20 protein-coding genes and 1 riboswitch are annotated in these 22,985 nt (G+C 72.9%); of the genes, 13 read left to right on the top strand and 7 right to left on the bottom strand.

The window, feature by feature from the left end; all coding sequences use genetic code 11:
- Positions 1 to 224: 224 nt before the first annotated feature.
- Together ACZ6R9_RS10215 and ACZ6R9_RS10210 are read left to right on the top strand one after the other, a co-directional pair.
- Positions 225 to 1,997: a GGDEF domain-containing protein gene (locus ACZ6R9_RS10215; RefSeq protein WP_465537609.1), complete on the top strand. Its 1,773-nt coding sequence runs from the start codon at positions 225 to 227 to the stop codon at positions 1,995 to 1,997.
- 75 nt (positions 1,998 to 2,072) lie between these two features.
- On the top strand, positions 2,073 to 2,987 hold the full coding sequence (locus ACZ6R9_RS10210) for a carbohydrate-binding protein (RefSeq protein ID WP_380488551.1): 915 nt from the start codon (positions 2,073 to 2,075) through the stop codon (positions 2,985 to 2,987).
- A 51-nt stretch (positions 2,988 to 3,038) separates the two neighbouring features.
- On the opposite strand, the gene ACZ6R9_RS10205 is transcribed toward ACZ6R9_RS10210, so the two are convergent.
- From ACZ6R9_RS10205 to ACZ6R9_RS10190, 4 genes are all read right to left on the bottom strand, one after another.
- Entirely contained in the window at positions 3,039 to 3,893 is an 855-nt protein-coding gene (locus ACZ6R9_RS10205; RefSeq protein WP_380488550.1) for a class II fructose-bisphosphate aldolase, read from the bottom strand.
- 87 nt (positions 3,894 to 3,980) lie between these two features.
- Complete coding sequence (gene nagA / locus ACZ6R9_RS10200) at positions 3,981 to 5,156, bottom strand: N-acetylglucosamine-6-phosphate deacetylase (protein WP_380488548.1); 1,176 nt, start codon at positions 5,154 to 5,156, stop codon at positions 3,981 to 3,983.
- A complete protein-coding gene (locus ACZ6R9_RS10195; RefSeq protein WP_465537606.1) occupies positions 5,153 to 6,085 on the bottom strand; it encodes an ROK family protein in 933 nt (310 codons plus the stop codon). Before ACZ6R9_RS10195 ends, nagA begins: the two co-directional genes overlap by 4 nt.
- 126 nt (positions 6,086 to 6,211) lie before the next feature.
- A complete protein-coding gene (locus tag ACZ6R9_RS10190; RefSeq protein WP_465537604.1) occupies positions 6,212 to 7,132 on the bottom strand; it encodes an SIS domain-containing protein in 921 nt (306 codons plus the stop codon).
- A gap of 188 nt (positions 7,133 to 7,320) precedes the next feature.
- On the opposite strand from ACZ6R9_RS10190, the gene ACZ6R9_RS10185 reads away from it, so the two are divergent.
- The 4 genes from ACZ6R9_RS10185 to otsB all read left to right on the top strand — a co-directional run bounded on the left by ACZ6R9_RS10185 (position 7,321) and on the right by otsB (position 10,698).
- On the top strand, positions 7,321 to 8,109 hold the full coding sequence (locus ACZ6R9_RS10185) for a DeoR/GlpR family DNA-binding transcription regulator (protein WP_380488545.1): 789 nt from the start codon (positions 7,321 to 7,323) through the stop codon (positions 8,107 to 8,109).
- Between the two features lie 148 nt (positions 8,110 to 8,257).
- Complete coding sequence (locus ACZ6R9_RS10180; RefSeq protein ID WP_380488544.1) at positions 8,258 to 9,520, top strand: extracellular solute-binding protein; 1,263 nt, start codon at positions 8,258 to 8,260, stop codon at positions 9,518 to 9,520.
- A 52-nt stretch (positions 9,521 to 9,572) separates the two neighbouring features.
- A complete protein-coding gene (locus ACZ6R9_RS10175; protein ID WP_380488543.1) occupies positions 9,573 to 9,803 on the top strand; it encodes a DUF3263 domain-containing protein in 231 nt (76 codons plus the stop codon).
- 46 nt (positions 9,804 to 9,849) lie between these two features.
- Positions 9,850 to 10,698 carry a trehalose-phosphatase gene (gene otsB / locus ACZ6R9_RS10170; protein ID WP_465537602.1) on the top strand — a complete coding sequence of 283 codons (849 nt, stop codon included), beginning with the start codon at positions 9,850 to 9,852 and terminating at the stop codon, positions 10,696 to 10,698.
- A gap of 67 nt (positions 10,699 to 10,765) precedes the next feature.
- Here the strand turns inward: otsB and ACZ6R9_RS10165 are convergent, their stop codons facing one another.
- Both ACZ6R9_RS10165 and ACZ6R9_RS10160 read right to left on the bottom strand, forming a co-directional pair.
- Positions 10,766 to 12,232 (bottom strand): alpha,alpha-trehalose-phosphate synthase (UDP-forming), encoded by a 1,467-nt coding sequence (locus ACZ6R9_RS10165; protein WP_465537600.1) that lies wholly within the window; start codon positions 12,230 to 12,232, stop codon positions 10,766 to 10,768.
- Positions 12,233 to 12,424: 192 nt separating this feature from the next.
- Complete coding sequence (locus tag ACZ6R9_RS10160; protein WP_380488539.1) at positions 12,425 to 13,423, bottom strand: glucosyl-3-phosphoglycerate synthase; 999 nt, start codon at positions 13,421 to 13,423, stop codon at positions 12,425 to 12,427.
- A 139-nt stretch (positions 13,424 to 13,562) separates the two neighbouring features.
- Positions 13,563 to 13,692, top strand: a riboswitch (SAM riboswitch).
- 17 nt (positions 13,693 to 13,709) lie between these two features.
- Between ACZ6R9_RS10160 and thrC the strand changes: the two genes are divergently transcribed.
- From thrC to ACZ6R9_RS10135, 5 genes are all read left to right on the top strand, one after another.
- On the top strand, positions 13,710 to 14,990 hold the full coding sequence (gene thrC, locus ACZ6R9_RS10155) for a threonine synthase (RefSeq protein WP_465537597.1): 1,281 nt from the start codon (positions 13,710 to 13,712) through the stop codon (positions 14,988 to 14,990).
- A gap of 44 nt (positions 14,991 to 15,034) precedes the next feature.
- Positions 15,035 to 15,313, top strand: a complete 279-nt coding sequence (locus tag ACZ6R9_RS10150; RefSeq protein ID WP_380488537.1) for a MoaD/ThiS family protein — start codon at positions 15,035 to 15,037, stop codon at positions 15,311 to 15,313.
- Positions 15,314 to 15,880: 567 nt separating this feature from the next.
- Positions 15,881 to 16,087: a cold-shock protein gene (locus tag ACZ6R9_RS10145; RefSeq protein ID WP_014137493.1), complete on the top strand. Its 207-nt coding sequence runs from the start codon at positions 15,881 to 15,883 to the stop codon at positions 16,085 to 16,087.
- Positions 16,088 to 16,409: 322 nt separating this feature from the next.
- Entirely contained in the window at positions 16,410 to 18,032 is a 1,623-nt protein-coding gene (groL, locus tag ACZ6R9_RS10140) for a chaperonin GroEL (RefSeq protein WP_380366033.1), read from the top strand.
- A gap of 109 nt (positions 18,033 to 18,141) precedes the next feature.
- The gene (locus tag ACZ6R9_RS10135; protein ID WP_380488536.1) at positions 18,142 to 18,498 is read left to right on the top strand and encodes a hypothetical protein; all 357 of its coding nucleotides are present in this window, start codon (positions 18,142 to 18,144) and stop codon (positions 18,496 to 18,498) included.
- Positions 18,499 to 18,772: 274 nt separating this feature from the next.
- Here the strand turns inward: ACZ6R9_RS10135 and ACZ6R9_RS10130 are convergent, their stop codons facing one another.
- On the bottom strand, positions 18,773 to 19,402 hold the full coding sequence (locus tag ACZ6R9_RS10130; protein ID WP_465537594.1) for an HD domain-containing protein: 630 nt from the start codon (positions 19,400 to 19,402) through the stop codon (positions 18,773 to 18,775).
- A 149-nt stretch (positions 19,403 to 19,551) separates the two neighbouring features.
- On the opposite strand from ACZ6R9_RS10130, the gene ACZ6R9_RS10125 reads away from it, so the two are divergent.
- Both ACZ6R9_RS10125 and ACZ6R9_RS10120 read left to right on the top strand, forming a co-directional pair.
- On the top strand, positions 19,552 to 20,268 hold the full coding sequence (locus ACZ6R9_RS10125) for an ABC transporter ATP-binding protein (protein WP_465537592.1): 717 nt from the start codon (positions 19,552 to 19,554) through the stop codon (positions 20,266 to 20,268).
- Positions 20,265 to 22,979: an ABC transporter permease gene (locus tag ACZ6R9_RS10120; protein ID WP_465537590.1), complete on the top strand. Its 2,715-nt coding sequence runs from the start codon at positions 20,265 to 20,267 to the stop codon at positions 22,977 to 22,979. Before ACZ6R9_RS10125 ends, ACZ6R9_RS10120 begins: the two co-directional genes overlap by 4 nt.
- Positions 22,980 to 22,985: the final 6 nt, after the last annotated feature.

Raw genomic sequence — 22,985 nt, 5'->3', positions numbered from 1 at the left:
GCCGAGCGCGCGGGCGGCGCGCCGCTGGAAGTCGCCTGCCGGGCGTCCTGTCGTTCCCTGCCGTTTCCGAATACGATCATCACTTCATCATTATGTGATTTGAGTCACACTGACAGCCTATTGCTGACCGAGCGTGCCTATCGGAGTGCTCGCTGTGATTCAGTTCTTCTGGCAATCGGACGACAACCTTTCAAGACCATCCGAAGCAGCCGGGGAGCCCCCGCATGGAAGCCGAGTCGGAGCCCTACGTCCGCCTCGCGACCCTCCGCACCTTGCACCGGGTCGTGGCGGACCTCAACGCTGCCCGGAGCCTGGCGGGAACCCTGCAGGCGGTCGTCGAGGGAGCGGTCCACGGGCTCGGATTCGACGCCGCAGCGGTCAGCCTGGTGCGGCCCGACGGCGACCTGGTGGTCGCCGCCGTCTGGGAGATCGAGGAGAGCACCTTCGGCGGCCCCGCCGTCCTGCTCGGCCAGGTCGGCTCGCGCGAGTCCTGGGACCGGATGCTCCAGGTCGCCGACCACTGGGGCACCCTGCGCTTCATCCCGCACGACCGCGGCTGGGCCATCGGCACCGACATCCCCACCTGGACCGGCGACGGCCCGATGCCCGTCTACGACAACGACTGGCACCCCGCCGACGTGCTGCTTGCCCCCATGTACAGCGCCGGCGGCGACCTGCTCGGCATCCTCTCGGTGGACCGCCCGCGCAGCGGCAAACGCCCCGGCGCCTGGACCCGCGAAGCGCTGGAGATGTTCTCCCTCCAGGCCTCCATAGCCATCGGCAACGCCCGGCTGCGGGCCGAGATGCAGCGCGCCCTGGCCCGGCTGGAGAAGGAGCAGCAGGCCCTGCGGGCCAGTGAGGAATCCTTCCGGCAGGCCTTCGAGTACGCCCCCAGCGGCATGGCCATCACCGAACTCCACGGCGACGGCACCGGCCAGCTCACCCGGGTCAACGACGCCCTGTGCCGCCTGCTCGGCCGCCCCCGGGCCACCCTGCGCCAGCAGCGTTTCGTCGACCTGGTCCACCCCGACGACCTGGAGCTGCTGCTGCGCACCAGCGCCGAGGGCGGCCGGGCCGAGCTGCGGCTGTCCCGCCGTGACGGCGGCTACCAGTGGGTGTGCCTGCGCAACTCGGTGGTCGCCGACGCCACCGAGGGGCCCAGCTTCCTGCTCACCCACGTCGAGGACATCGAGGAGCGCAAGCGGCACGAGCTGCAGCTCGCCCACCGGGCCAGTCACGACGCCCTCACCGGCCTGCCCAACGGCGCCGAACTGCGGGCCCGGCTGGCCCGCCGGCTCTGTTCCCGCCCCCCGCTGCCCGCCCCCGGCCCGCACGGGCAGGCGCTGCCGCCCGGCCACGCCGTCCAGGACGGCCCGCAGGTGCCCGTCGGCCCCGTCACCCTCGCGCACGGCTACGCGCCCCCCGACAGTGCCCTGGGACGCGACCGGGAGGCCTTCGCGTCCGGCGAGGTGTTCGGCGAGGACGGCGCCCCCGCGCACCATGCGCACGCCGTCGTCCCCGCCGACCTGCCGGCCGGCGAACTCTGGCACGGTCACCGCCGCCCCGGCGCCGACAAGGGGCTCGCCGTCCTCTACTGCGACCTCGACGGCTTCAAACTGGTCAACGACCGCTACGGCCACAACGCCGGCGACGCCGTGCTGATCGAGATCGCCCGCCGGCTCCTGCAGGTCGTCCGGGAGGGCGACACGGTGGCCCGGATGAGCGGCGACGAGTTCGTGGTGCTGGCCGACGGCATCGGCCGCGAGGAGGCCAAGGAGCTCGCCGGGCGGCTGCGCAGCGCCATCCTGCCGCCGATGCGGATCGACAACCGGGCCGTGCGGGTCGGCGTCAGCCTGGGCATCGGCTGGGCCGGCTGCGGCATGAGCATCGACGAGGTCCTGCACTCCGCGGACGAGCGGATGTACGACGAGAAGCGCACCCGCGGCAGCGCGGCCCGCGGCTCGCGCGGCGAGCGCTCGCACCGCCGGGCGGGCTGAACCGCTTACGCCGCCGTCAAGGACGGCAGGTAGGGTGCCCTGGGTACGAGAGCATCCAGTCCTGGGGAGTTGACCGTGACGACGGCCGGCAGCAACGACGGCGCGGACGAGGACGACCCGTTCGCGTACCTCTACCGCCCCGCCGAGGGCGAGCAGCCCGCGCCCGAGCGGCCCCGGACCGGCTACAGCCGCCCGATGGAGGTCGGCCGCGCCAACTACGGCGAACGCCCCGTCCACCCGCAGGCCCCGCCGCCCGGCGGCCCCGGCCACCCGCAGGCCGCGCCCGGGCAGGAGACCGCCGCGCTGCCGCACCAGTCCCGGTACGCCGAGCGCTCCCGGCCCCGGCCCGGCGAGGACCGGCCGGCCGGGCGCGGCAAGGCCGCCGTGATCGGCGCCGTCGCGGTGGTCGCCGCGATCGCCATCGGCGCGGGCGTCGCGCTGTCCACCGGCGACCCGGACGGCGGCAAGAACCAGGCCGCCGGCACCACGCACAGCCCGTCCGCCCCGGCCGGGCCCAGCTCGTCGGCGCCGTCCAGCCCCGCGCCCAGCCCGAGTGCCGCGAACGAGCCGCTCGGCGACGCCTCCAAGCTGCAGGCGCAGGGTGCGAGCACCGACTCCGCCGTCAAGGGCGCCGTCTCCGCGGACGGCAAGTACCTGACGCTGCAGGGCGGTTCGTCGTTCACCTGGACGGTCAACTGGGACACCGCCGGGCGGACCAAGGTCTGGCTGCACTTCAACAACACCGGCGCCGACCAGCCCGCGCAGGTCCTGGTGAACGGCAAGGAGCACCAGGGCGGCGTGACCTTCAAGAACTACTCGAAGAGCCAGGGCCAGGACCCGAACCAGTCCTGGTACAGCACCAACATATGGCCGGACCTGCAGGCCGGTGCCAACACCATCACCGTCACCCTGCCGGCCGGCGCGGGCACCGTGCTGCTCGACCAGGTCGCGGTGACGCCGATGTCGGTCAACACCTACCCCACCAAGTGATCACCGCGACGGGGGCGCCGGGAGAGCTTCCCCGGTGCCCCCGTCGGCGTGTCAGCGGCCGGTGACCACCCGGGCCAGCTGCTCGACGGTGCGGGCCATCGCGTCGCGGGCGGCGGTGAGGTACCTGCGCGGGTCGGTGGCGTTGGGGTGGGCCGCCAGGTGGTCGCGGACGGCGGAGGTCAAGGCCAGGTTGAGCGCCGTACCGATGTTGATCTTCACCATGCCGGCCGCGACCGCCGCCGTGAGCTGCTCGTCGGGGACGCCGGAGCTGCCGTGCAGGACCAGCGGGACGGGGACGGCGGCGGTCAGTTCGCGGATCAGGGCGAGGTCGAGGTCGGCGGTGCGCGAGGTCATCGCGTGCGAGGAGCCGACGGCGACGGCCAGCGCGTCCACGGCGGTGTCGGCGACGTAGCGGGCGGCCTCCGCCGGGTCGGTGCGGGCGCCGGGAGCGTGCGCGGACAGCGGCGGTTCGCCGTCCTTGCCGCCGACCCTGCCGAGTTCGGCCTCCAGATGCAGGCCGTGGCGGTGCGCCCAGGCGGCGGCCTCGGCGGTGGCCTTGACGTTCTCGTCGTGCGGCAGCGCGGAGGCGTCGAACATCGCCGAGGAGAACCCGGCGGCGGGGGCCGCGCGCAGCAGGTCGAGATCCTCGCAGTGGTCGAGGTGCAGAGAGACGGGCACGCGGGCGGCGGCGGCGATCTCCGCGCAGGCCCGGGCGATCGGCAGCAGGCGGCCGCCGCGGTAGGCGATCGCGTTCTGGCTGAGCTGGAGCACGACGGGCGTGCCGGCGGCTTCGGCGCCGGCGGCGATCGCCTCGGCGTGCTCCAAGGTGATCACGTTGAAGGCGGGCAGTCCGCGCCGGTCGGCGGCGGCGGAGGCGAGCAGGTCGGAGGTAGCGGCGAGCGGCAAGGGGGTCTCCCGGGTGGGGTGAGCAACGAGGCGCAGGTTTCCGCTGCTCACCCTCCGTGCGGACCCGCCCTTGCGGGCGGTGCCGGGTCAGGCCGGGTTGCCGGCCCTGGTGAAGCGGTCCGCGCCGACGATCCACTCGCCGCGGCGCATCACCGCGGCGAGCTCGTAGGTGTCGGAGTCGAGGACGACCAGGTCGGCGTTCTTGCCTGCCTCCAGGGTGCCGAGGGTGTCGGCCAGGCCCATCAGCCGGGCCGGGACGGTGGACAGCGAGGTGACGGCCTGGTTCAGGGACAGACCGAGCACGGTGACGGCGCGCCGGAAGGCGACGTCCAGGGTGAGGGTGGAGCCGGCGATGGAGCCGCCCTCGACCAGGCGGGCGACGCCGTTCTCGACCCGGACCTGGAGCGGGCCCAGCGGGTACAGGCCGTCGCCCATGCCGGCCGCGCCCATCGCGTCGGTGATCAGCGCGACCCGTTCGGCGCCGGCCGTGCCGTAGGCGAGTTCGAGCACCGAGGGGTGCAGGTGGATCCCGTCGTTGATCAGCTCGACGGTGACCCGCTCGTCCTCCAGCAGCGCGACGATCGGGCCGGGGGCGCGGTGCTGGATGCCCGGCATCGCGTTGAACAGGTGGGTGGCGACGGTGGCTCCGGCGTCGATCGCCTCCAGGGTGACCGCGTAGTCGGAGTCGGTGTGGCCGACGGCGGCGATGATGCCCTGGTCGGCGAGCATCCGGACGGACTCCAGGCCGCCGGGCAGCTCCGGGGCGAGGGTGAACATCTTCGCGTGGCCGCGGGCGGCGTCGGCGAGCTTGCGCACCAGCGCCGGGTCGGGGTCGCGCAGCAGGTCGGGGCGGTGGGCGCCGCACCGGCCCGGGGAGATGAACGGGCCCTCGAAGTGGATGCCGGCCAGGACGCCGTCCTCGACGAGTTCGGAGAGCACGGCCGCCTGGCGGCAGACCTCGTCGATCTCGCCGGTGACGGTGGAGGCCATCGTCGTGGTGGTGCCGTGCTCCAGGTGCGTGCGGGCGGCGGTGAGCGCCTCCTCGGCGACGCCGGACGCGTACGAGGCGCCGCCGCCGCCGTGCACGTGCAGGTCGACGAAGCCGGGGACGACGGTGCAACCGGTCAGGTCGAGGTCGCCGGGCGCCCGCTCGCCGCCGAGGTCCGCGATGCGCGGGCCCACGACCGTGAGCCGGCCGCCTTCGATCACCCCGCCGGGGACGACAAGTCGGGCTCCGGCCAGTGCAGTTCGGTCCGCGGTCACGCGGTCACCTCCATGGAGAGCAGATCCCAGGCGAGCAAACCGGCGCCCAGGGACGCGGCGGTGTCTTTGAGCATGGCCGGAACGACCTTCGGGGGCATCTGGAAGGTCAGGCGCTCGGTCACCGCCGCGCGCAGCGGTGTGAAGAGGGTGTCACCGGCCTCCGCCAGCCCGCCGCCGACGATCACCGTCGACGGGTCGAGCAGGCTCTGCGCCACCACGATGCCGTCGGCGAGCGCGTCCACCGCGTTCTGCCAGACCACCAGGGCCGCCGGGTCGCCGGCCTCGACGGCCAGCGCGCAGGCGGCGGCGTCGGCCTCCGGGTCGCCGGTGGCCTCGGCCCAGGCCCGGGACACCGCGGAGGCGGAGGCCAGGGTCTCCAGGCAGCCGCGGGCGCCGCAGCCGCACTGCGGGCCGCCGGGGCGGACCACCACGTGCCCGATCTCGCCGCCGTAGCCGTGGGCGCCGGCCTCGATGGCGCCGTGGATGCCGATCGCGCCGGCGATACCGGTGCCGAGCGCGATGAACAGGAAGCGGTCGACTCCCCGACCGGCCCCGATCCGGCCCTCGGCGAGCCCGCCGGAGCGGACGTCGTGGCCGAGGGCGACCGGGATGTTGCCGAGGCGCTCGCCGAGCAGCCTGCGCATCGGCAGGTCCCGCCAGCCGAGGTTGGCGGAGAAGACCGCGATCCCGTTCTTCTCGTCGATCGTTCCCGGCACGGCGACGCCTGCCGCGAGGGGGGCGGCACCGAACCGGGTGCGGCCCTCCTGCGCCAGGTCGGCGGCGAAGTCGAGGATGGTGGCGACGACGGCGTCGGTGCCGTGCTCCCGCCCGGTCGGTCGGCGTGCCTCGTACAGCACGGAGCCGTCCTGGGCGACCAGCGCGGCCTTCATGCCGGTGCCGCCTACATCAAGTGCGATGACGTGCTTCACGGGGGACAGTTTCCCTTGGCCAGGTCGAAGAGGTCTAGTCCAGTTGCTCGATTGGTCTGGTCCTGAGAGGTGAGCTTTGTCGCGCTATGCCGACTCCTGGGGGTTTTGCCGGGCCCGGGCGGACGGTCAGGCCAGGATGATCGAACGGGTCAGGTTGCGCGGTTCGTCCGGGTTCAGACCGCGGTGCGCGGCCAGCGCGACGGCCAGCTTGTGCACCCGGACCAGGTCGGCCAGCGGGTCCAGGCCGCCCGCGCCGGAGCCGGCCACCAGCAGGCCGCCGACCGCCGCCACCTCGTCCGCCAGTCCGGCCGGGAGGGCGCCGAAGGCCCAGGTGGCGCGGCCCGGAGCGGTGATCGAGATCGGACCGTGCCGGTACTCCATCGCCGGGTACGCCTCGGTCCAGGCCAGCGCGGCCTCGCGCATCTTCAGGCCGGCCTCCTGGGCCAGGCCGTTGGTCCAGCCCGCGCCGAGGAAGGAGATCTGTTCCAGCTCGACCAGCTCCTGCGGCACCTCCCAGGCGACGGCGCGCTCGGCGTCCGCGGCGGCCTCGGCGACGGTGGCGACGCCCACCGGGCGGGCCTCCTCCAGCTCCAGGTGGGCGCGGAGCAGGGCCAGCACGGTGGTGGCGAAGCGGGTCTGCACCACCGAGCGCTCGTCGGCGAAGCCCAGGTCGATCAGGTGCCCGGCGTCCGCGGCGACCGGCTGGTCGGGGCAGGCGGTGATCGCGGTGCTCGGCAGGTCGGTGTCGGCGAGCAGCCGCAGCACCTCGGTGGTGGTGCCGGAGCGGGTGATCGCCAGCACCCGGTCGTAGCGGCGCCCGTGCGGAAACTCGGAGGCGGCGAAGGCGTCGGTCTCGCCGTGGCCGCCGGCCTCGCGCAGCGCGGCGTACGCCTGCGCCATGAACCACGAGGTGCCGCAGCCGACCACGGCCACGCGCTCGCCGCGCTGCGGCAGGCCGGCCGGGCCGCTCGCCGCCAGCGCCGCGGCGGTGCGCCAGTTCTCGGGCTGGGTGGCGATCTCCTCGCCGGTCAGGGACGGGTGCGGCATGGTGCGGACTCCTTCGGCTGTCACCGGGCGGCTGCATTCCTGCAGCCGAGTGAGCGCGTGCGCAAATCTGATTGTTTTATAGCCTTTTCGCGCAGCATCGCGCAATGCATCCGCCGTGACCGGGTTGTGCGAAGCTTTCCCGACCGGGCCGCGGGGCGCGCGGTGGCGAGCGCGGAAGGAGCGGAACGGTGTCCAGGTACGAACGGTGGAACGCGCTGCTGGAACTGCTGGCCGAGCACGGCAAGCTGGACGTCGAGGAGGCGGCCGGCGCGCTGGACGTCTCGGCCGCGACCATCCGGCGCGACCTCGACCAGCTGTCCCGTCAGCAGATGGTCACCCGCACCCGGGGCGGCGCGGTGGCGCACAGCGTCTCCTATGATCTGCCGCTGCGCTACAAGACCGCCCGCAACGCCGACGCCAAGCAGCGGATCGGCGCCCTGGTGGCCGGCCTGATCGCGCCCGGCGAGGTGGTCGGCCTGAACGGCGGCACCACCACCACCGAGGTGGCCCGCGCCCTCGCCGTCCGGCCCGACCTGGCCGAGCACCCCGAGAACGGCCAGAGCCTCACTGTGGTCACCAACGCGCTCAACATCGCCAACGAACTGACGGTCCGTCCACAGGTGAAGATCGTGGTCACCGGCGGCGTCGCCCGACCGCAGTCCTACGAGCTGATCGGCCCGCTGGCCGCCCAGGTGCTCGGCGAACTCACCCTGGACACCACCGTGCTGGGCGTGGACGCGATCGACGCCGAACACGGCGCCACCGCCCACCACGAGGGCGAGGCGGCGGTCAACCGGCTGCTCGCCGAGCGGGCCCGCCGGGTGGTGGTCGCCGCCGACTCCTCCAAGCTGGGCCACCGCGCCTTCGCCCGGATCTGCGGCCTGGACCGGGTGGACATCCTGGTCACCGACGACCAGGTCGCCGACCCGGTGGCGGCCGCCTTCGCCGACGCACGGGTCACCGTTCTCAAGGCGTGAGCGTCCGCTATTCGGACAGTTTCTGATGGACCGTCACACTGAGCGCAACTGGATGTGACACTTCGTTAACTCCGTTCCAGCAGGCCTGGACCGGGCCGCCGGACGCCTGTCAGGGTCACGCTGTAACCCTTATGAAGGCGGTCCATCTGTGAAGCGATCAGCGCTGCTCCCCCTGCCCATCGTCGGATCCCTGCTGCTCACCGGCTGCGGAGTCCTGGACATGTCGGGGGGTGTCACGCTCAATCTGGTCGCAGCCGACTACGGCGACAACGAGACCAACTCCAGCTCGATCTACTGGAACGATCTGGCCCGCCGCTTCGAGGCGGCCAACTCCGGCATCAAGATCAAGGTCGATGTGGTCAGTTGGAACGACATCGACAAGCACCTCGCCGACCTGATCGCGAAGGGCAAGACCCCCGACATCGCGCAGACCGGCGGCTACGCGGACCAGGTCGTCGCCAACCGCCTCTACCCGGCCGGCGACGTGCTCTCCAACCGCACCCAGGTCAACCTGCTCGACTCCTTCGCCAAGGCCGGCCAGGTGCTCGGCAGCCAGTACGGCATCCCGTTCATCTCCTCCAGCCGGGTCTTCTTCTACAACAAGGAGATCTTCGCCAAGGCCGGCATCACCAACCCGCCCACCACCTGGGACGACGTGCGCCGCGCCGCCGAACAGATCAAGGCCAAGGTCCCCGGCGTCACCCCGTACGCGCTGCCGCTCGGCCCCGAGGAGGCCCAGGGCGAGGCGATGATCTGGACGATGAGCGGCGGCGGCGGACTCGCCGACAGCATCGGCAACTACACCATCGACAGCGCGGCGAACCGCGCCACCTTCTCCTGGCTGCGCACCAACCTGGTCGAGAAGCACCTCACCTACGACGACCCGGCCAAGGTCGACCGCAAGACCGCGTTCGCTGACTTCGCGGCCGGCAAGACCGCCATGCTCAACGGCCACCCCGGGCTGATCAGCAAGGCCGTCGCGGGGCACATCCAGTACGGCACCGCCACGATCCCGCGCAAGGACACCGGCATCAAGCCCTCGACGCTGGGCGTCGCCGACTGGGTGATGGCGTTCAAGGCGAACGGCCACCGGGCGGAGATCAAGAAGTTCCTCGACTTCGCCTACGCGAAGGAGAACACCCTCAAGTTCGACGAGCAGTACAACATGCTGCCCGTCACCCAGGACACCCTTGAGGACATGTCCGCCAACCCCGCGCACAAGGACCTCAACGAGTTCCTCAACGCGCTGCCGAGCGCGAGCTTCTACCCGCTCGGCGACCCGTCCTGGGACAAGGTCAACAGCATGCTCAAGCAGCGCATAGGCGAGGCCGTGCGGGCCGGCTCCTCGGACGTGCTCGGCGACCTCCAGTCCGCCGCCACGGCGGAGGCGTCGCGGGCCCGCAAGGGCTGACGGCCGCGGTGCCCGGCCGGGGGCTGACGGCTGCGGTGTCTAGCCTGGACACATGGCCGAACTGACCGACCGCGACCGGGCGGTACTCGAACTGGAAGCACGCGGGTGGCGGACCGCCGGCGCCAAGGAACAGGCGATCCGGCAGGAACTCGGCATCTCCGCCACCCGCTACTACCAGCTGCTCAACGCCCTGCTCGACCGGCCGGAGGCACTCGCCCACGCACCCGTCCTGGTCAACCGGCTGCGGCGGGTGCGGCAGGGGCGGCGCGACGCCCGGCAGTGACGCGATCGGGGCCCGTCGGCGGCCTGCGCCCGGTAGCGTCGGGGCCATGGGAATTGCTGAGCAGATCACGTCCCAGGCAGGGCGGTCCGGACTGGCGGGCCTGCTCGCCGACCCGGGCTCCGCGGTCGTGGGACTCGACTTCGACGGCACACTCGCTCCGATCGTCGCCGACCCCGAACTGGCCCGCGCCCACCCCGGCGTCGTCCCCGCCCTCACCGCACTCGCCCCGCTGGTCGGCTCGGTCGTCATCGTCACCGGCCGACCCGCCGCGACCGCCGCCGGGTACGGCGGCTTCGCCGCCACTCCCGGCCTGGAGCACCTGACCGTCCTCGGCCACTACGGCGCGGAGCGCTGGGACGCGCGCACGGGCGCTGTCACCGCGGCGCCGGCCCCGTTGGGCGTTGCGGCTGTTCGGGGTGAACTGCCAGTGCTGCTGGAGGAGTTGAAGGCGGCCGAGGGTGTCTTCGTGGAGGACAAGGGGCGGGCGCTGGCGGTGCACACCCGGCGCGCGGACGACCCCTCCGGCGAGCTGGAGCGGCTGCGCGCGCCGTTGGCCGAACTCGCCCAGCGGCACGGGCTGGTGGTCGAACCCGGGCGGATGGTGCTGGAGCTGCGCCCGCCCGGGGTCGACAAGGGCGTCGCTCTCCGGAGGTTCCTCGCCGAACGGGAGGCCGGGCCGGTGCTGTTCGCCGGCGACGATCTCGGTGACATCGCCGCGTACGAGGCTGTCGCCGAGCGCCGGGCGCAGGGCCACCCCGGCCTCCTCGTCTGCAGCGGCCCCGTCACCGGCGAGCCCCCCGTCCGGGAACTGGCCGAGCGCGCGGACCTGGTGGTGGCGGGGCCCGCGGGGGTGGTGGACCTGCTCAACGAGCTGGCACAGCGATTGGGTGCGTGAGCACGGCCCTGGGTTCGCCTCCGCGCAGGCCCCGGCACCCCAGTGGTGCTCGGCTCCCTGGGCTTGCTCACAACGCGTGGAGCTGGTCCAGGAACCACTGCTGGGGCGGCAGCGCTGTCGCCGCGGCCGCCAGGCGCTTGGTGCGGGCGGTGCGGTCGGTGGGGGGCATGGCGAGGGCCTGGGCCAGGGCCTCGGCGGTGGCGACGATGTCGAAGGGGTTGATGGTGATCGCGTCGTCGGCGAGTTCCGCGTGGGCGCCGGCCTCCCGGGACAGGACCAGGGCGCAGCCGTGGTCGGAGACGACGGGGACTTCCTTGGCGACCAGGTTCATGCCGTCGCGGACGGGGTTGACCAGGGCGACGTCGGCGAGCCGGTAGGCGGCGAGGGAGCGGGGGAAGTCGTCCTCGACGTGCAGGATCAGCGGTTGCCAGTCGGCGGTGGCGAATTCGCTGTTGATCTCTTCGGCGATCCGCTGCACGGCGGCGGTGTACTCGCGGTATTCGACGAGGTCGGTGCGCGAGGGGTAGGCGAAGGCGACGTGGACGACCCGGCCGAGCCATTCGGGACGGGTGCGCAGCAGGTGCCGGTAGGCGAGCAGGCCGCGGACGATGTTCTTGCTGAGTTCGGTGCGGTCGACCCGGACGATGGTGCGCCGGTGGCCGACGGCTTCGCGCAGGGCGGCGAGGCGTTCGTCGACGTCGGGCCGGTGGGCGCGTTCGCGCAGGAACGCGGCGTCGGCGCCGAGGCCGTGGACGCCGAGCCGGGTGGTGCGGCCGGCGTGCGTGACGGTGAGGGCGTCGCGGTCGATGCCCGCGCCGAGGACGGTTTCGCAGCAGTCGGCGAAGGCGAGCGCCCAGCGGCGGGTGAGGAAGGCGGCGCGGTCGGCGCCGAGGATGCCGCGGAGGACCTCGGCGGCGACGTCGTCGGGCAGCAGCCGGTAGTAGTCGGGCGGGGCCCAGGGGGTGTGCGAGAAGTGGCCGATGCGCAGGTCGGGGCGGAGTTCGCGGAGCAGCGCGGGGGCCAGGGAGAGGTGGTAGTCCTGCACCAGGACGGCGGCGCCGGGGGCGGCTTCGGCGGCGAGGGCCTCGGCGAAGGCGGTGTTGTAGGCCCGGTAGGCGGCCCATTCGGTGCGGAAGCGGTCGTCGAAGACGGGTTTGGTGGGGGTGTCGTACAGCAGGTGGTGGACGAACCACAGGGTGGAGTTGGCGACGCCGTTGTAGGCGCGGGCGAAGGTCTCCGGGTCGATGTCCAGCATCCGGACGGCCTGTCCGCCGACGTCGTGGCCGGCCCGGTCGAGGCGTCCGTCGGGGGCCTGCCGGGCGGCGGTGCGGTCGGCGGCGGAGAGGGCGGCGCAGACCCAGACGGCGTTCGGGTCGTCGATCGCGGAGAGCCCGGAGACCAGGCCGCCGCCGCCTCTGCGGAGGCTCAGCGCGCCGTCGTCCTCCGTGCGGAAGGACACCGGGCCGCGGTTGGAGGCCACCAGGATCGGGGCGGTTCCGGACTGCTTGGGGCGTTCGGACGCGTGATCGGCCATACAGCCAACCTTGCCGTGCGACCAGCGGACCAAACCACCCGGCACGGCTCGCGCCGGGTGAACAGTGGGGTCAGCCCTCCGGGAACGGGCGGGCCGGGCCGTGGTCGGGCAGCGGCGGCACCGAGGGCCACCACGGCGGCCGGCTGATCGGGCAGGTGGATGCCGTTCGCCGGGACGGGCGTGCGGTCGCGGTCAGCGGTTGCGGTACTCCGGGACGGTGATCATCGGCGGGCGTTCGGTGGCCGGCACGGGGTGGGTGCGGGGGGTGAAGCCGTCCGTGGTGCGGGTGTACTGGGTGAGCAGGGGGCGGACCAGGTCGTCGTCGGCCTTCAGGCGGTGGGCGCGGTCGAGGCGTTCCAGGGCGGTGCGGTAGATGGTGGCGGCCATCCGGCCGAGGGCCTGGCCGTCCTGGTGGCGGTGGTGCCGGACGCCGACGTCGACCTGGGCCAGCGCGTCCAGCCCGACCAGCTCCAACGCGTCGACCAGCAGGCCGAGTTCGACGCCGTAGCCGGTCGGGAAGGGCAGCCGCTCCAGCAGGCTGCGGCGGGCCGCGTACTCGCCGCCGAGCGGCTGGACGAAGCCGGCCAGCTGCGGCCAGTGCAGGTTGAGCAGCGGGCGGGCGACCAGTTCGGTGACCCGGCCGCCGCCGGCCGGGACGATGGCGCCGTCGGCCTCGAAGGGGCGGTCGTACATGGCCTTGACCAGGTGCAGGGCGGGGTCGGTGAGCAGCGGGCCGACGATGCCGGAGACGAATGCCGGGTCGAACTCGCGCAGGTCGGCGTCGATGTAGCAGACGATCGCGCCGCTGCTGGCGAGCAGTGCGCGCCACAGCACCTCGCCCTTGCCGGGGGCGGCGGGCAGCCGGGGCAGGATGGCGTCGCGGTGCACCACCCGGGCGCCGGCGGCGGCCGCGGCGGCGGCGGTGCCGTCCACCGAGCCGGAGTCGACCACCAGCAGTTCGTCGACCAGCGGGACGCGTTCCATCAGCTCGGTGCGGATCGTGCTGACGATCTCGCCGACGGTGGGTTCCTCGTCCAGGGCGGGCAGCACCACGCTGACGGTGCCGGCCGGGCCGGCGGCGTGCTTGGCGGCGAGCAGCCGGTCGAGCGGCCGGTCGGCGGCCGTCCAGGACCGGCGGCGCAGCCAGTCGGCCACTTCCGGCAGGACCCCGGGCTCGGGCTGCTCGGCCAAGATCTCGCTCCCTGTCTCGGTCTGTCTCGGGTGTCGGACGGTGAGGTTGGACTGCACCGGCCTTCCGTTACAGTCTTCGTACTGCGCTCGGACCTTCGCACGCCGGGGTCGCTCGCAGCGTACGACCACAACTTCACAGAGCTCATCCAGAGGGACTGAGGGAACGGCCCGTTGACGTCCCGGCAACCTTCTCGCGCGGCCTCGCAGGGCCCGGCGGGACAGGTGCCAATTCCGGCCCGGGCGCGACCGCGTCCCGGGGAAGATGAGGAGAAAGGGCCTCGCCACCATGGCTGTTGACACCCCCGCAGCTGCCGCCGTCGATCTCGGTCCGGCCACCGCACTGTCCTGTCGCGAGTGCGGCACCCGCTTCCCGCTCGGCCCGAGCTTCGCGTGCCTGGAGTGCTTCGGCCCGCTGGAGGTCGCCTACGACTACGCCGGCCACGACGCCGAGGAGCTGCGCAAGCGGATCGAGGCCGGCCCGGCGTCGATCTGGCGCTACGCCCCGCTGCTGCCCGTCCCGGCCGACGTCGCGGGCAAGCCGAACCTGAACCCGGGCTGGACCCCGCTGGTGAAGGCCGACAACCTGGGCCGCGAGCTGGGCTTCACCGCGCAGCTGCACATCAAGGACGACTCCGGCAACCCCACCCACTCGTTCAAGGACCGGGTGGTGGCCTGCGCGATCGAGGCCGCCCGCGCCTTCGACTTCACCACGCTGTCCTGCTCGTCCACCGGTAACCTGGCGGGCGCGGTGGGCGCCGCCGCGGCCCGGGCCGGCTTCAAGTCCTGCGTGTTCATCCCGCACGACCTGGAGCAGGGCAAGGTCGTGATGGCCGCTGTGTACGGCGGCGAGCTGGTCGGCATCGACGGCAACTACGACGACGTGAACCGGTTCTGCTCGGAGCTGATCGGCGACCCGGCCGGCGAGGGCTGGGGCTTCGTCAACGTCAACCTGCGCCCGTACTACGGCGAGGGCTCCAAGACCCTGGCGTTCGAGATCTGCGAGCAGCTCGGCTGGCGGCTGCCCGAGCAGATCGTCATCCCGATCGCCTCCGGCTCCCAGCTCACCAAGATCGACAAGGGCCTGCAGGAGCTGATCAAGCTCGGCCTGGTCGAGGACCGCCCGTACCGGATCTTCGGCGCCCAGGCCGAGGGCTGCTCCCCGGTCTCCGCCGCGTTCAAGGCCGGCCGCGACGTGATCAAGCCGGTCAAGCCGGACACCATCGCCAAGTCGCTGGCGATCGGCAACCCCGCCGACGGCCCGTACGTGCTCGACATCGCCCGCCGCACCGGCGGCGCCGTCGAGGACGTCACCGACGCCCAGGTGGTCGAGGCGATCAAGCTGCTGGCCCGCACCGAGGGCATCTTCGCCGAGACCGCGGGCGGCGTCACCATCGGCGTGCTGAAGAAGCTGGTCGAGACCGGGCAGCTCGACCCGGGCAAGGAGACCGTCGCGATCAACACCGGGGACGGCCTGAAGACCCTCGACGCGGTCGCCGACTCCGGCATGACCGCCGTGATCCGCCCGACGCTGGAGTCCTTCCGCGCCGCCGGTCTCGCCTCCGCCTGAACCCTCCCGGCCCGACCCCCCAAGTTCTTCGAGGAGCCAACCCCATGAGCGCCACCGTCCGCATCCCCACCATCCTCCGCACCTACACCGGCGGCGCCGCCGAGGTGACCGCCGAGGGCGCCACCCTGGCCGCCGTCGTCGCGGACCTGGAGGCCAACCACACCGGCATCGCCGCCCGCCTGCTGGACGACACCGGCAAGCTGCGCCGCTTCGTGAACGTGTACGTCAACGACGACGACGTGCGCTTCGCGGACGGTCTGGAGACCGAGATCAAGGACGGCGCCTCGGTGTCGATCATTCCGGCGGTGGCCGGCGGCTGCTGACGCCGCCCCGCGCATTCGCTCCGCCGCCGTCGGGCGCGCGCTCGGAATTCGATTTCCGAGCCGCCCGGCGGCGGCTCGGCGCATCGGCCGAGGGCGTGCGGGCAGCCGTGATTCCGACCCGGCGGGCCGCTGGAATTCCCGCCTTTGCGGGGGAGTAGAGTGCCGGTGGAGCCGTTCCCCGATACGGCCCGTTCCAATCCTCGTTTTTCCCCGCGCCGCACCTCGCGCCGGCCCCGTCCCGTCCCGCGCTCCGAGACCTGCGCCGGACCGTTCGCCGCTCGGCCTGTCAGGCCGCCGTCAGAATTCTTCCGGCGATTTGCGGGGACGCGTCCGTTATGTCCGGTGGCAATTGTCGCCCTGCATACCTTTCGCCCCGTCATATCCCCTGCCGGGCGCGGAGTTTCCGCAAAATTAGGCCCTGTTGCAGAGGGCGCATATCCGGATACATTCAGCCGCGACAGAGGCTGCGCCGTACGGGGGGGAGTCCCCACAGGCCGGCCTTCCAGACCTCCGGGTCCGCGTCCCGCGGATCTCTGAAGGGCCAGCACAGCACAAGGGGAGTTCGGAATGGCTCAGGGCACCGTCAAGTGGTTCAACGCCGAGAAGGGCTACGGCTTCATCGCGGTCGACGGTGGAGCGGACGTGTTCGTCCACTACAGCGCGATCCAGATGGACGGCTACCGCACCCTGGAAGAGGGCCAGCGGGTCGAGTTCGAGATCTCGCAGGGTCAGAAGGGTCCGCAGGCCGACATGGTCCGCGCCGCCGGCGCCTGACGGCCCGGTAGACCGCACCCACGACAGGTACGACCCGGCAGGTCCGGCCCCGGCGCGACGCGTCCGGGGTCGGGCCTGTCGGCGTTCTCCGGTCCGGCCTGCGGGTTTCCCGGGAGGGCTGTCGGAGGGCGCCGAATGGGCTTGCACTCGACACCCCCGAGTGCTAATCATTGGCGTTAGCACTCACAGCGTGAGAGTGACAACGGACCGGGCCGGTGAGGCCCCGGAAGCGGCGGGGACAGGACCCGCGCTCTCCTGGGCCGTCCGTCGCGGGCACCCCCTTGGTCCGAGCAGTCGACCGTGTCCCGGAGGACCACTTCTAATGGCCAAGATCATCGCCTTTGACGAGGAAGCCCGCCGCGGCCTTGAGCGTGGCATGAACCAGCTTGCCGACGCCGTGAAGGTCACGCTCGGCCCCAAGGGTCGCAACGTCGTTCTGGAGAAGAAGTGGGGTGCCCCCACCATCACCAACGACGGTGTCTCCATCGCCAAGGAGATCGAGCTCGAGGACCCGTACGAGAAGATCGGTGCCGAGCTCGTCAAGGAGGTCGCCAAGAAGACCGACGACGTCGCGGGTGACGGCACCACCACCGCCACCGTGCTGGCCCAGGCGCTCGTCCGCGAGGGTCTGCGCAACGTCGCCGCCGGCGCCAACCCGATGGCCCTGAAGCGCGGCATCGAGAAGGCCGTCGCCGCCGTCTCCGACCAGCTGCTGGCCCAGGCCAAGGACGTGGAGACCAAGGAGCAGATCGCCTCCACCGCCTCCATCTCGGCCGCCGACACCCAGATCGGCGAGCTCATCGCCGAGGCCATGGACAAGGTCGGCAAGGAAGGCGTCATCACCGTCGAGGAGAGCAACACCTTCGGCCTGGAGCTCGAGCTCACCGAGGGCATGCGCTTCGACAAGGGCTACATCTCCGCCTACTTCGCCACCGACCTGGAGCGCATGGAGGCGAGCTTCGAGGACCCGTACATCCTCATCGCCAACTCCAAGATCTCCTCGGTCAAGGACCTGCTCCCGCTGCTGGAGAAGGTCATGCAGAGCGGCAAGCCGCTCGTCATCATCGCCGAGGACGTCGAGGGCGAGGCCCTGTCGACCCTGGTCGTGAACAAGATCCGCGGCACCTTCAAGTCCGTCGCCGTCAAGGCCCCGGGCTTCGGCGACCGCCGCAAGGCCATGCTGGGCGACATCGCCATCCTGACCGGCGGCACCGTGATCTCCGAGGAGGTCGGCCTCAAGCTCGAGAACGCCGGCCTGGACCTGCTGGGCACCGCCCGCAAGGTCGTCATCACCAAGGACGAGACCACCATCGTCGACGGCGGCGGCGACAGCGACCAGGTTGCCGGTCGCGTCAACCAGATCCGCGCCGAGATCGAGAACTCCGACTCGGACTACGACCGCGAGAAGCTCCAGGAGCGCCTCGCCAAGCTGGCCGGCGGCGTGGCCGTCATCAAGGCCGGCGCGGCCACCGAGGTCGAGCTCAAGGAGCGCAAGCACCGCATCGAGGACGCGGTGCGCAACGCCAAGGCCGCCGTCGAGGAGGGCATCGTCGCCGGTGGTGGCGTCGCCCTGCTGCAGGCCGGTGTCGCGTTCGAGAAGCTGGAGCTGGACGGCGACGAGGCCACCGGCGCCAACATCGTCCGCGTGGCCCTGGAAGCCCCGATCAAGCAGATCGCCACCAACGCCGGCCTCGAGGGCGGCGTCGTGGTCGAGAAGGTCCGCAACCTGCCCGCCGGCCACGGCCTGAACGCCGCGACCAACGAGTACGTCGACCTGATCGCCTCCGGCATCATCGACCCCGCCAAGGTCACCCGCTCCGCCCTGCAGAACGCCGCCTCCATCGCGGCGCTGTTCCTCACCACCGAGGCCGTCATCGCCGACAAGCCGGAGAAGGCCGCTGCGGCCGCCGGCGGCGGCATGCCGGGCGGTGACATGGACTTCTGATCCGGCCCTTCGGACGGATCCGTCGTTCTCACGCCGTGAGGGCGGTCTCCTTCGGGAGGCCGCCCTCGCGGCGTTCCTGCTTGTCGCGGCGGTTTGGGACAATGGGCGGATGGCCAGCCCCCAGATCGAAGCCGCCCTGCACAACGCCCGCGCACTGATCCTCGCCGACCTCACCGCGCGTGACGTCGCCGACGCCGCGATCGTCTCGCTGGTCGAGGACGCCGTCACCCACCGCCGCTGGTGGCTCGAACAGTGGCCCGACGGCTGCGAGTTCGTGCTCGGGCTGATCGCCCAGGACGTACAGGACGCGCTGCTGGAGTCGTACGGGCGCTGGCCGCTCTGTTCCGCGTGCGCGGCGGAGGACGACCCGCACGCGCTCGGCGTGGAGCCGGAGTTGGGGGCGGATCCGCACTGGGTGTGCGGCAAGAAGGGGATGGTCGTCGCGGCGGTGGGTTCGCTGGAGTGAGAGTAGGGGGGCACGAGAGGGTGCGAACGCAGGCGGGCGCGACACCGGGGGCGCGGGGAGAACTGCGTGACAAGCGCAAGCCCGTCCGCAAGGTCGCGATCAAGTGCAAGTGACTGTCCTGCGTCGCGATCTGGCTGGTGGGCGCCTTCCGCTTCGCGCAGTTCTCCCCCAGCCCTAGCGGGCCGGGAGGTACCCCCACGCGCCCCTGTTTTCGCGCCCACCTGCTCTCGCGCCCACCTGTTTTCGCGCCCACCTGCTTTTGCGCCCCCTGTTTTCAGCCCCCCAGCTCCCTGAGTTCGGCCTGCATGTTCGCTCGCGCTTGCGCGTCGTAGCGGGTGTGGGCCTCGGGGGTGCGGTAGAGGGCGGGGAGGGCGAGGAGGTGGTGGAGGATCGCGGTGCGGCCCTCGCGGAAGGCGTCCGGGGGGACGAAGGAGTATTCCTCGCGGATGGCGGCGGTGTAAGCCGCGTAGCGGTCGGGGGGTGAGCCGAGGACGGCGAGGTCGGCGTCGCAGAGGACTTCGCCGTTGTGGTCGCCGGGTGCGGGGTGGTGGGTGAGGGTGAGCCGGACCAGGCGGGCGACCTCGTGGACCAGGGATTCGGGCAGGCCCGCCTCGCGCAGGGCGCGGCAGGCGAGGGCGGCGCTGCGTTCCTCGTTCTCGGAACGGTCGGGCCGGTAGACGGCGTCATGGAACCAGGCGGCCAGCCGGACGGCGTCCGGGTCCTCGGCGTGGTCGGCGAGTTCGTCGATCCGGTCCAGGACGGCCCGCAGGTGGTCGGTGGTGTGGTAGCGGCGCTGCGGTTCGGCCCAGCGGGCGAGCAGGTCGCGGGCGTACGGCTCCGGGTTGACGGTGGCGCCGCAGCGGGTGAGCAGGGCGTGCCAGCGCTCGGACAGCGATGCGGTCATGACGGTCATTCTGCTCCCTGCCGGAGGTGGCCCGGATGTGACCCACACTATAGGTAGTTCACCGACTTATGACGCAGACTTGAGTAGTCGTCGCGCGAAGGCTATACATACTCGGTATGCAAGACGTTCCGCTGTTCCGAGGGGGAGTCATGACCGGATCGAGCGCGCAGGCCGTGCTGCGCCTGGAGGGAGTCGGGCGGGTGCACGGCCGGGGCGAGGCCCAGGTGCACGCCCTGCATCCGATCGACCTGGAGGTGCGCGCCGGGGAGTTCCTGGCCGTGATGGGGCCGTCCGGCTCCGGGAAGTCCACGTTGCTCGCGCTGGCCGGCGGCCTGGACCGCCCGTCGGTCGGCCGGGTGCTGGTCGAGGGCACCCCGCTGGAGGGCCTGAGCCGGGCCGGGTTGGCCGATGTGCGCCGCCGTTCGGTCGGCTACGTGTTCCAGTCGTACAACCTGATTCCGTCGCTGACCGCCGCCGAGAACATCTCGCTGCCGCGCGAACTCGACGGCGTCTCCGCCCGGACCGCCCGCGCGGAGGCGCTGGCCGCACTGGAGGAACTGGGCATCGCCCAACTCGCCGACCGTTTCCCGGAGGACATGTCCGGCGGCCAGCAGCAGCGGGTGGCGATCGGCCGGGCGCTGGCGGGTGAACGCCGCCTGGTGCTCGCCGACGAGCCGACCGGCGCGCTCGACTCCGCCACCGGCGAGGCCGTGCTCCAGGTGCTGCGTTCGCGCTGCGACGCCGGAGCCGCCGCCATGATGGTCACTCACGACGCCACCCACGCGGCCTGGGCGGACCGGGTGGTGTTCCTCCGGGACGGCCGGTACCTGCGGGAGGCCGCGCAGCGCACCGGGGCCGGCCGATGAGCGCCTGGCGGGCGGTGCTGCGGATGGCGCGCCGCGACGCCTGGCGGGCCAAGGGCCGCAGCGCCCTGGTGGTCGCGATGATCGCGCTGCCGGTGCTCGGCGCGACCGGCGTGGACGTGGTGCACCGCAGCGGACAGCTCACCGCCGCCGAGCGCTCCGACCGGCTGATGGGCCGCTCCGACGCGCTGATCGGCGCCTACGACCCGGGCCGGAGCATCGAGCAGTCGGTGTTCCCGGCCGACGGCGTCCGCACCCTGCCACTGCGCCCCGGCAACGAGACGCCCGAGCAGAAGCGCGCCGCCGCCACCGAACCGACCGCGCTGCTCGGCGAGTTGCTCCCCAAGGGCAGCACCTTGATCCCCGCCCGCACCGGCCCGGTGGCGGCCGTGCAGACCAAGGACGGCCTGGCTCCCGTCGACACCTTCGAGGCCGATCTGACCGGCGAGCTCTGGCAGGGCCGGCTGAACCTGGTCTCCGGCCGGGCTCCCGCCGCCGCCCACGAGGCCGCTGCCACCCGGGCGTTCCTCACCGGCACCGGCCTGCGGATCGGCGACCGGGTCACCGTCCGCGGCCTGGAGTCCACCCCGTTCACACTGACCGGCACCGTCGAGCTCCCCGGTGACCTGAACAAGTCCGAACTGGTCGCCCGCCCCGGCGAGTTGTACCAGCAGCTGGACGCCGCTCAGGTCGTCGCCGGGCTCGCCCCGCAGAACCCGAGTGCCGAACAGGCCGCCGCCGGCAAGGCCGCCTGGCTGGTCCGGCTGTCCGCCGGGGCGCAGCTCGGCTGGGAGCAGGTGCGCGAACTCAACCGCTACGGCTACACCCTGGCGAGCCGTCAGGTCGCCGCGCACCCGCCGGCCGAGGTGCTGGCCGGGCAGGAGGCCGTCGGCGCCCAGGACGCCCGCGAGCGCCGGTTGATGACGGTCGCCACCACCGCCGCGATGGCCCTGCTGGAGGTCGCGCTGCTGGCCGGCCCCGCCTTCGCGGTCGGCGCCCGGCGGGCCCGCCGCCAACTCGCCCTGCTCGGCGCGGCCGGCGGTCGCCCCGGGCACGTCCGGGCCGTGGTGCTCGGCGGCGGCCTGGTGCTCGGCGCGGCCGGCGCGGTCCTCGGCACCGTGGTCGGCGCCGCCCTGGTCGCCGTGCTGCGCACCCGGATCGAGGAGTGGGGCGGCAGCCGGTTCGGGCAGCTCACCCTGAACCCGTCCGACCTGCTGGCGATCGCCGCCGTCGGCGTGGTCACCGCCCTGCTGGCCGCGCTGCTGCCCGCCCTGCAGGCCGGACGCCGCGAGGTGCTCGACGGCCTGACGGACCGTGACCCGGTGCGCCGCTCCGCCCGCTGGACGCCGCTGCTCGGCCTGGTCGTCGTGCTGCTCGGCAGCGGGCTCGCGCTGTACGGCGCGGTGGTCGCCCCGACCGGCGGGATGCCGGTGGTCGCCGGACTGTCGATACGCACCCTGGCGGTGCTGGGCGGCGCGACGCTCGCCGAACTCGGCCTGCTGCTGTTCACCCCGCTGCTGCTCGCCCTGCTCGGCCGGCTCGCCCGCCTGCTGCCCGTCGGCCCGCGGCTCGCGCTGCGCGACACCGCCCGGCACCGCTCCCGCACCGGGCCCGCCGTCGCCGCCGTGCTGGCCGCCGTCGCCGGAGCCGTCGCGGTCGGCGTGCACACCGCCGGCGCCGAGGCCCAGGACCGCGCCTCCTACCGGCTGGAACAGCCCGTCGGCGCCGTCCGGCTCACCGTGCACGGCGACACCGACGCCCTGCCGCAGCTGCGCACGGCCCTGGTCCAGGACCTGCCGGACCTCGGCGAGCGGGCCGACCTGTACGAGGCCCAGTACGTGTTCTGCGAGGGCTGCTCCAGCGTGGTGTACGCGGAGGGCGGGCAGCGCTACGGCCAGCGCGTCACCAGGCCGGCCGTGGTCGGCGACGTCCCGGTGCTGCACAACCTGCTGGCGGTGCGCGACCCGGCCGCCGAGACGGCGCTGCTCGCCGGGAAGGCCGTGGTCACCGACCCGTCCTACCTGCACGACGGCAAGGCGGTGCTGCGGATGCTGGGCAACGGCATGGAGGCCAAGGACGTCACCGTCGAGGCCGTCCTGGTCGAGCGGCCCGCCGCGCAGCGCTACGCGCCGCTGGTGATCGCGCCCGAGACGATCCGCGGACTCGGCCTGAAGGTCACGCCGGCCGGGGCGATCTGGCTGCCCACCACGCCCGTCCCCGACCGGGCCGAACAGCGGGCCGCCGCCACCGTCGCCCGGCTCGCCCCGCACTCCGAGTTCGGGGTGGAGCGCGGCTTCCGGCCGCAGGACAGCGTGGTGCGGGTCGCGCTCAGCGGCTTCGCCGCCCTGGTGGTGCTCGGCGCGGCCGTGGTCTCCACCGCGCTGGCCGCCGACGACGCCCGCCGCGAACGCGTCCTGCTGTCCGCGATCGGCGCCCGGCCGCGCACCCGGCGCACCGTCGCCGGACTCCAGGCCGGACTGATCTCCCTGCTCGGCGCCCTGCTCGGCACCGTCAGCGGCTTCGTCCCCGCCTACGCCCTGCTGCGCTCCCGGGTGACCGGGGTGATGGGCGCGCCCGCCGTGCTGAACACCGCCGACATCCCGTGGGCCACCCTGGCGCTGTTCGCCCTGGGGCTGCCGGTGCTGGCCGGCCTGCTCGGCGCGCTGCGCCGGGACGACCCCGCAGGGCGGAGCGGATCCGGATGGCGGGGATAGGAAGGT

This window comes from Kitasatospora sp. NPDC048662 (assembly GCF_055587065.1).
The sequence above is the reverse complement of the archived record's forward strand: the minus strand, read 5'-3'. Positions and strand labels throughout refer to the sequence as shown.

Bases quoted from the DNA above. Each gene is read 5' to 3' on its own strand.
- ACZ6R9_RS10175 (WP_380488543.1), top strand. From the start codon at position 9,573: ATGGCCGAACTGACCGACCGCGACCGGGCGGTACTCGAACTGGAAGCA.
- ACZ6R9_RS10135 (WP_380488536.1), top strand. From the start codon at position 18,142: ATGGCCAGCCCCCAGATCGAAGCCGCCCTGCACAACGCCCGCGCACTG.
- ACZ6R9_RS10165 (WP_465537600.1), bottom strand. From the start codon at position 12,232: ATGGCCGATCACGCGTCCGAACGCCCCAAGCAGTCCGGAACCGCCCCG.
- ACZ6R9_RS10125 (WP_465537592.1), top strand. From the start codon at position 19,552: ATGACCGGATCGAGCGCGCAGGCCGTGCTGCGCCTGGAGGGAGTCGGG.
- ACZ6R9_RS10130 (WP_465537594.1), bottom strand. From the start codon at position 19,402: ATGACCGCATCGCTGTCCGAGCGCTGGCACGCCCTGCTCACCCGCTGC.
- ACZ6R9_RS10120 (WP_465537590.1), top strand. From the start codon at position 20,265: ATGAGCGCCTGGCGGGCGGTGCTGCGGATGGCGCGCCGCGACGCCTGG.
- thrC (WP_465537597.1), top strand. From the start codon at position 13,710: ATGGCTGTTGACACCCCCGCAGCTGCCGCCGTCGATCTCGGTCCGGCC.
- ACZ6R9_RS10150 (WP_380488537.1), top strand. From the start codon at position 15,035: ATGAGCGCCACCGTCCGCATCCCCACCATCCTCCGCACCTACACCGGC.
- ACZ6R9_RS10190 (WP_465537604.1), bottom strand. From the start codon at position 7,132: ATGCCGCACCCGTCCCTGACCGGCGAGGAGATCGCCACCCAGCCCGAG.
- groL (WP_380366033.1), top strand. From the start codon at position 16,410: ATGGCCAAGATCATCGCCTTTGACGAGGAAGCCCGCCGCGGCCTTGAG.
- ACZ6R9_RS10145 (WP_014137493.1), top strand. From the start codon at position 15,881: ATGGCTCAGGGCACCGTCAAGTGGTTCAACGCCGAGAAGGGCTACGGC.
- otsB (WP_465537602.1), top strand. From the start codon at position 9,850: ATGGGAATTGCTGAGCAGATCACGTCCCAGGCAGGGCGGTCCGGACTG.
- ACZ6R9_RS10215 (WP_465537609.1), top strand. From the start codon at position 225: ATGGAAGCCGAGTCGGAGCCCTACGTCCGCCTCGCGACCCTCCGCACC.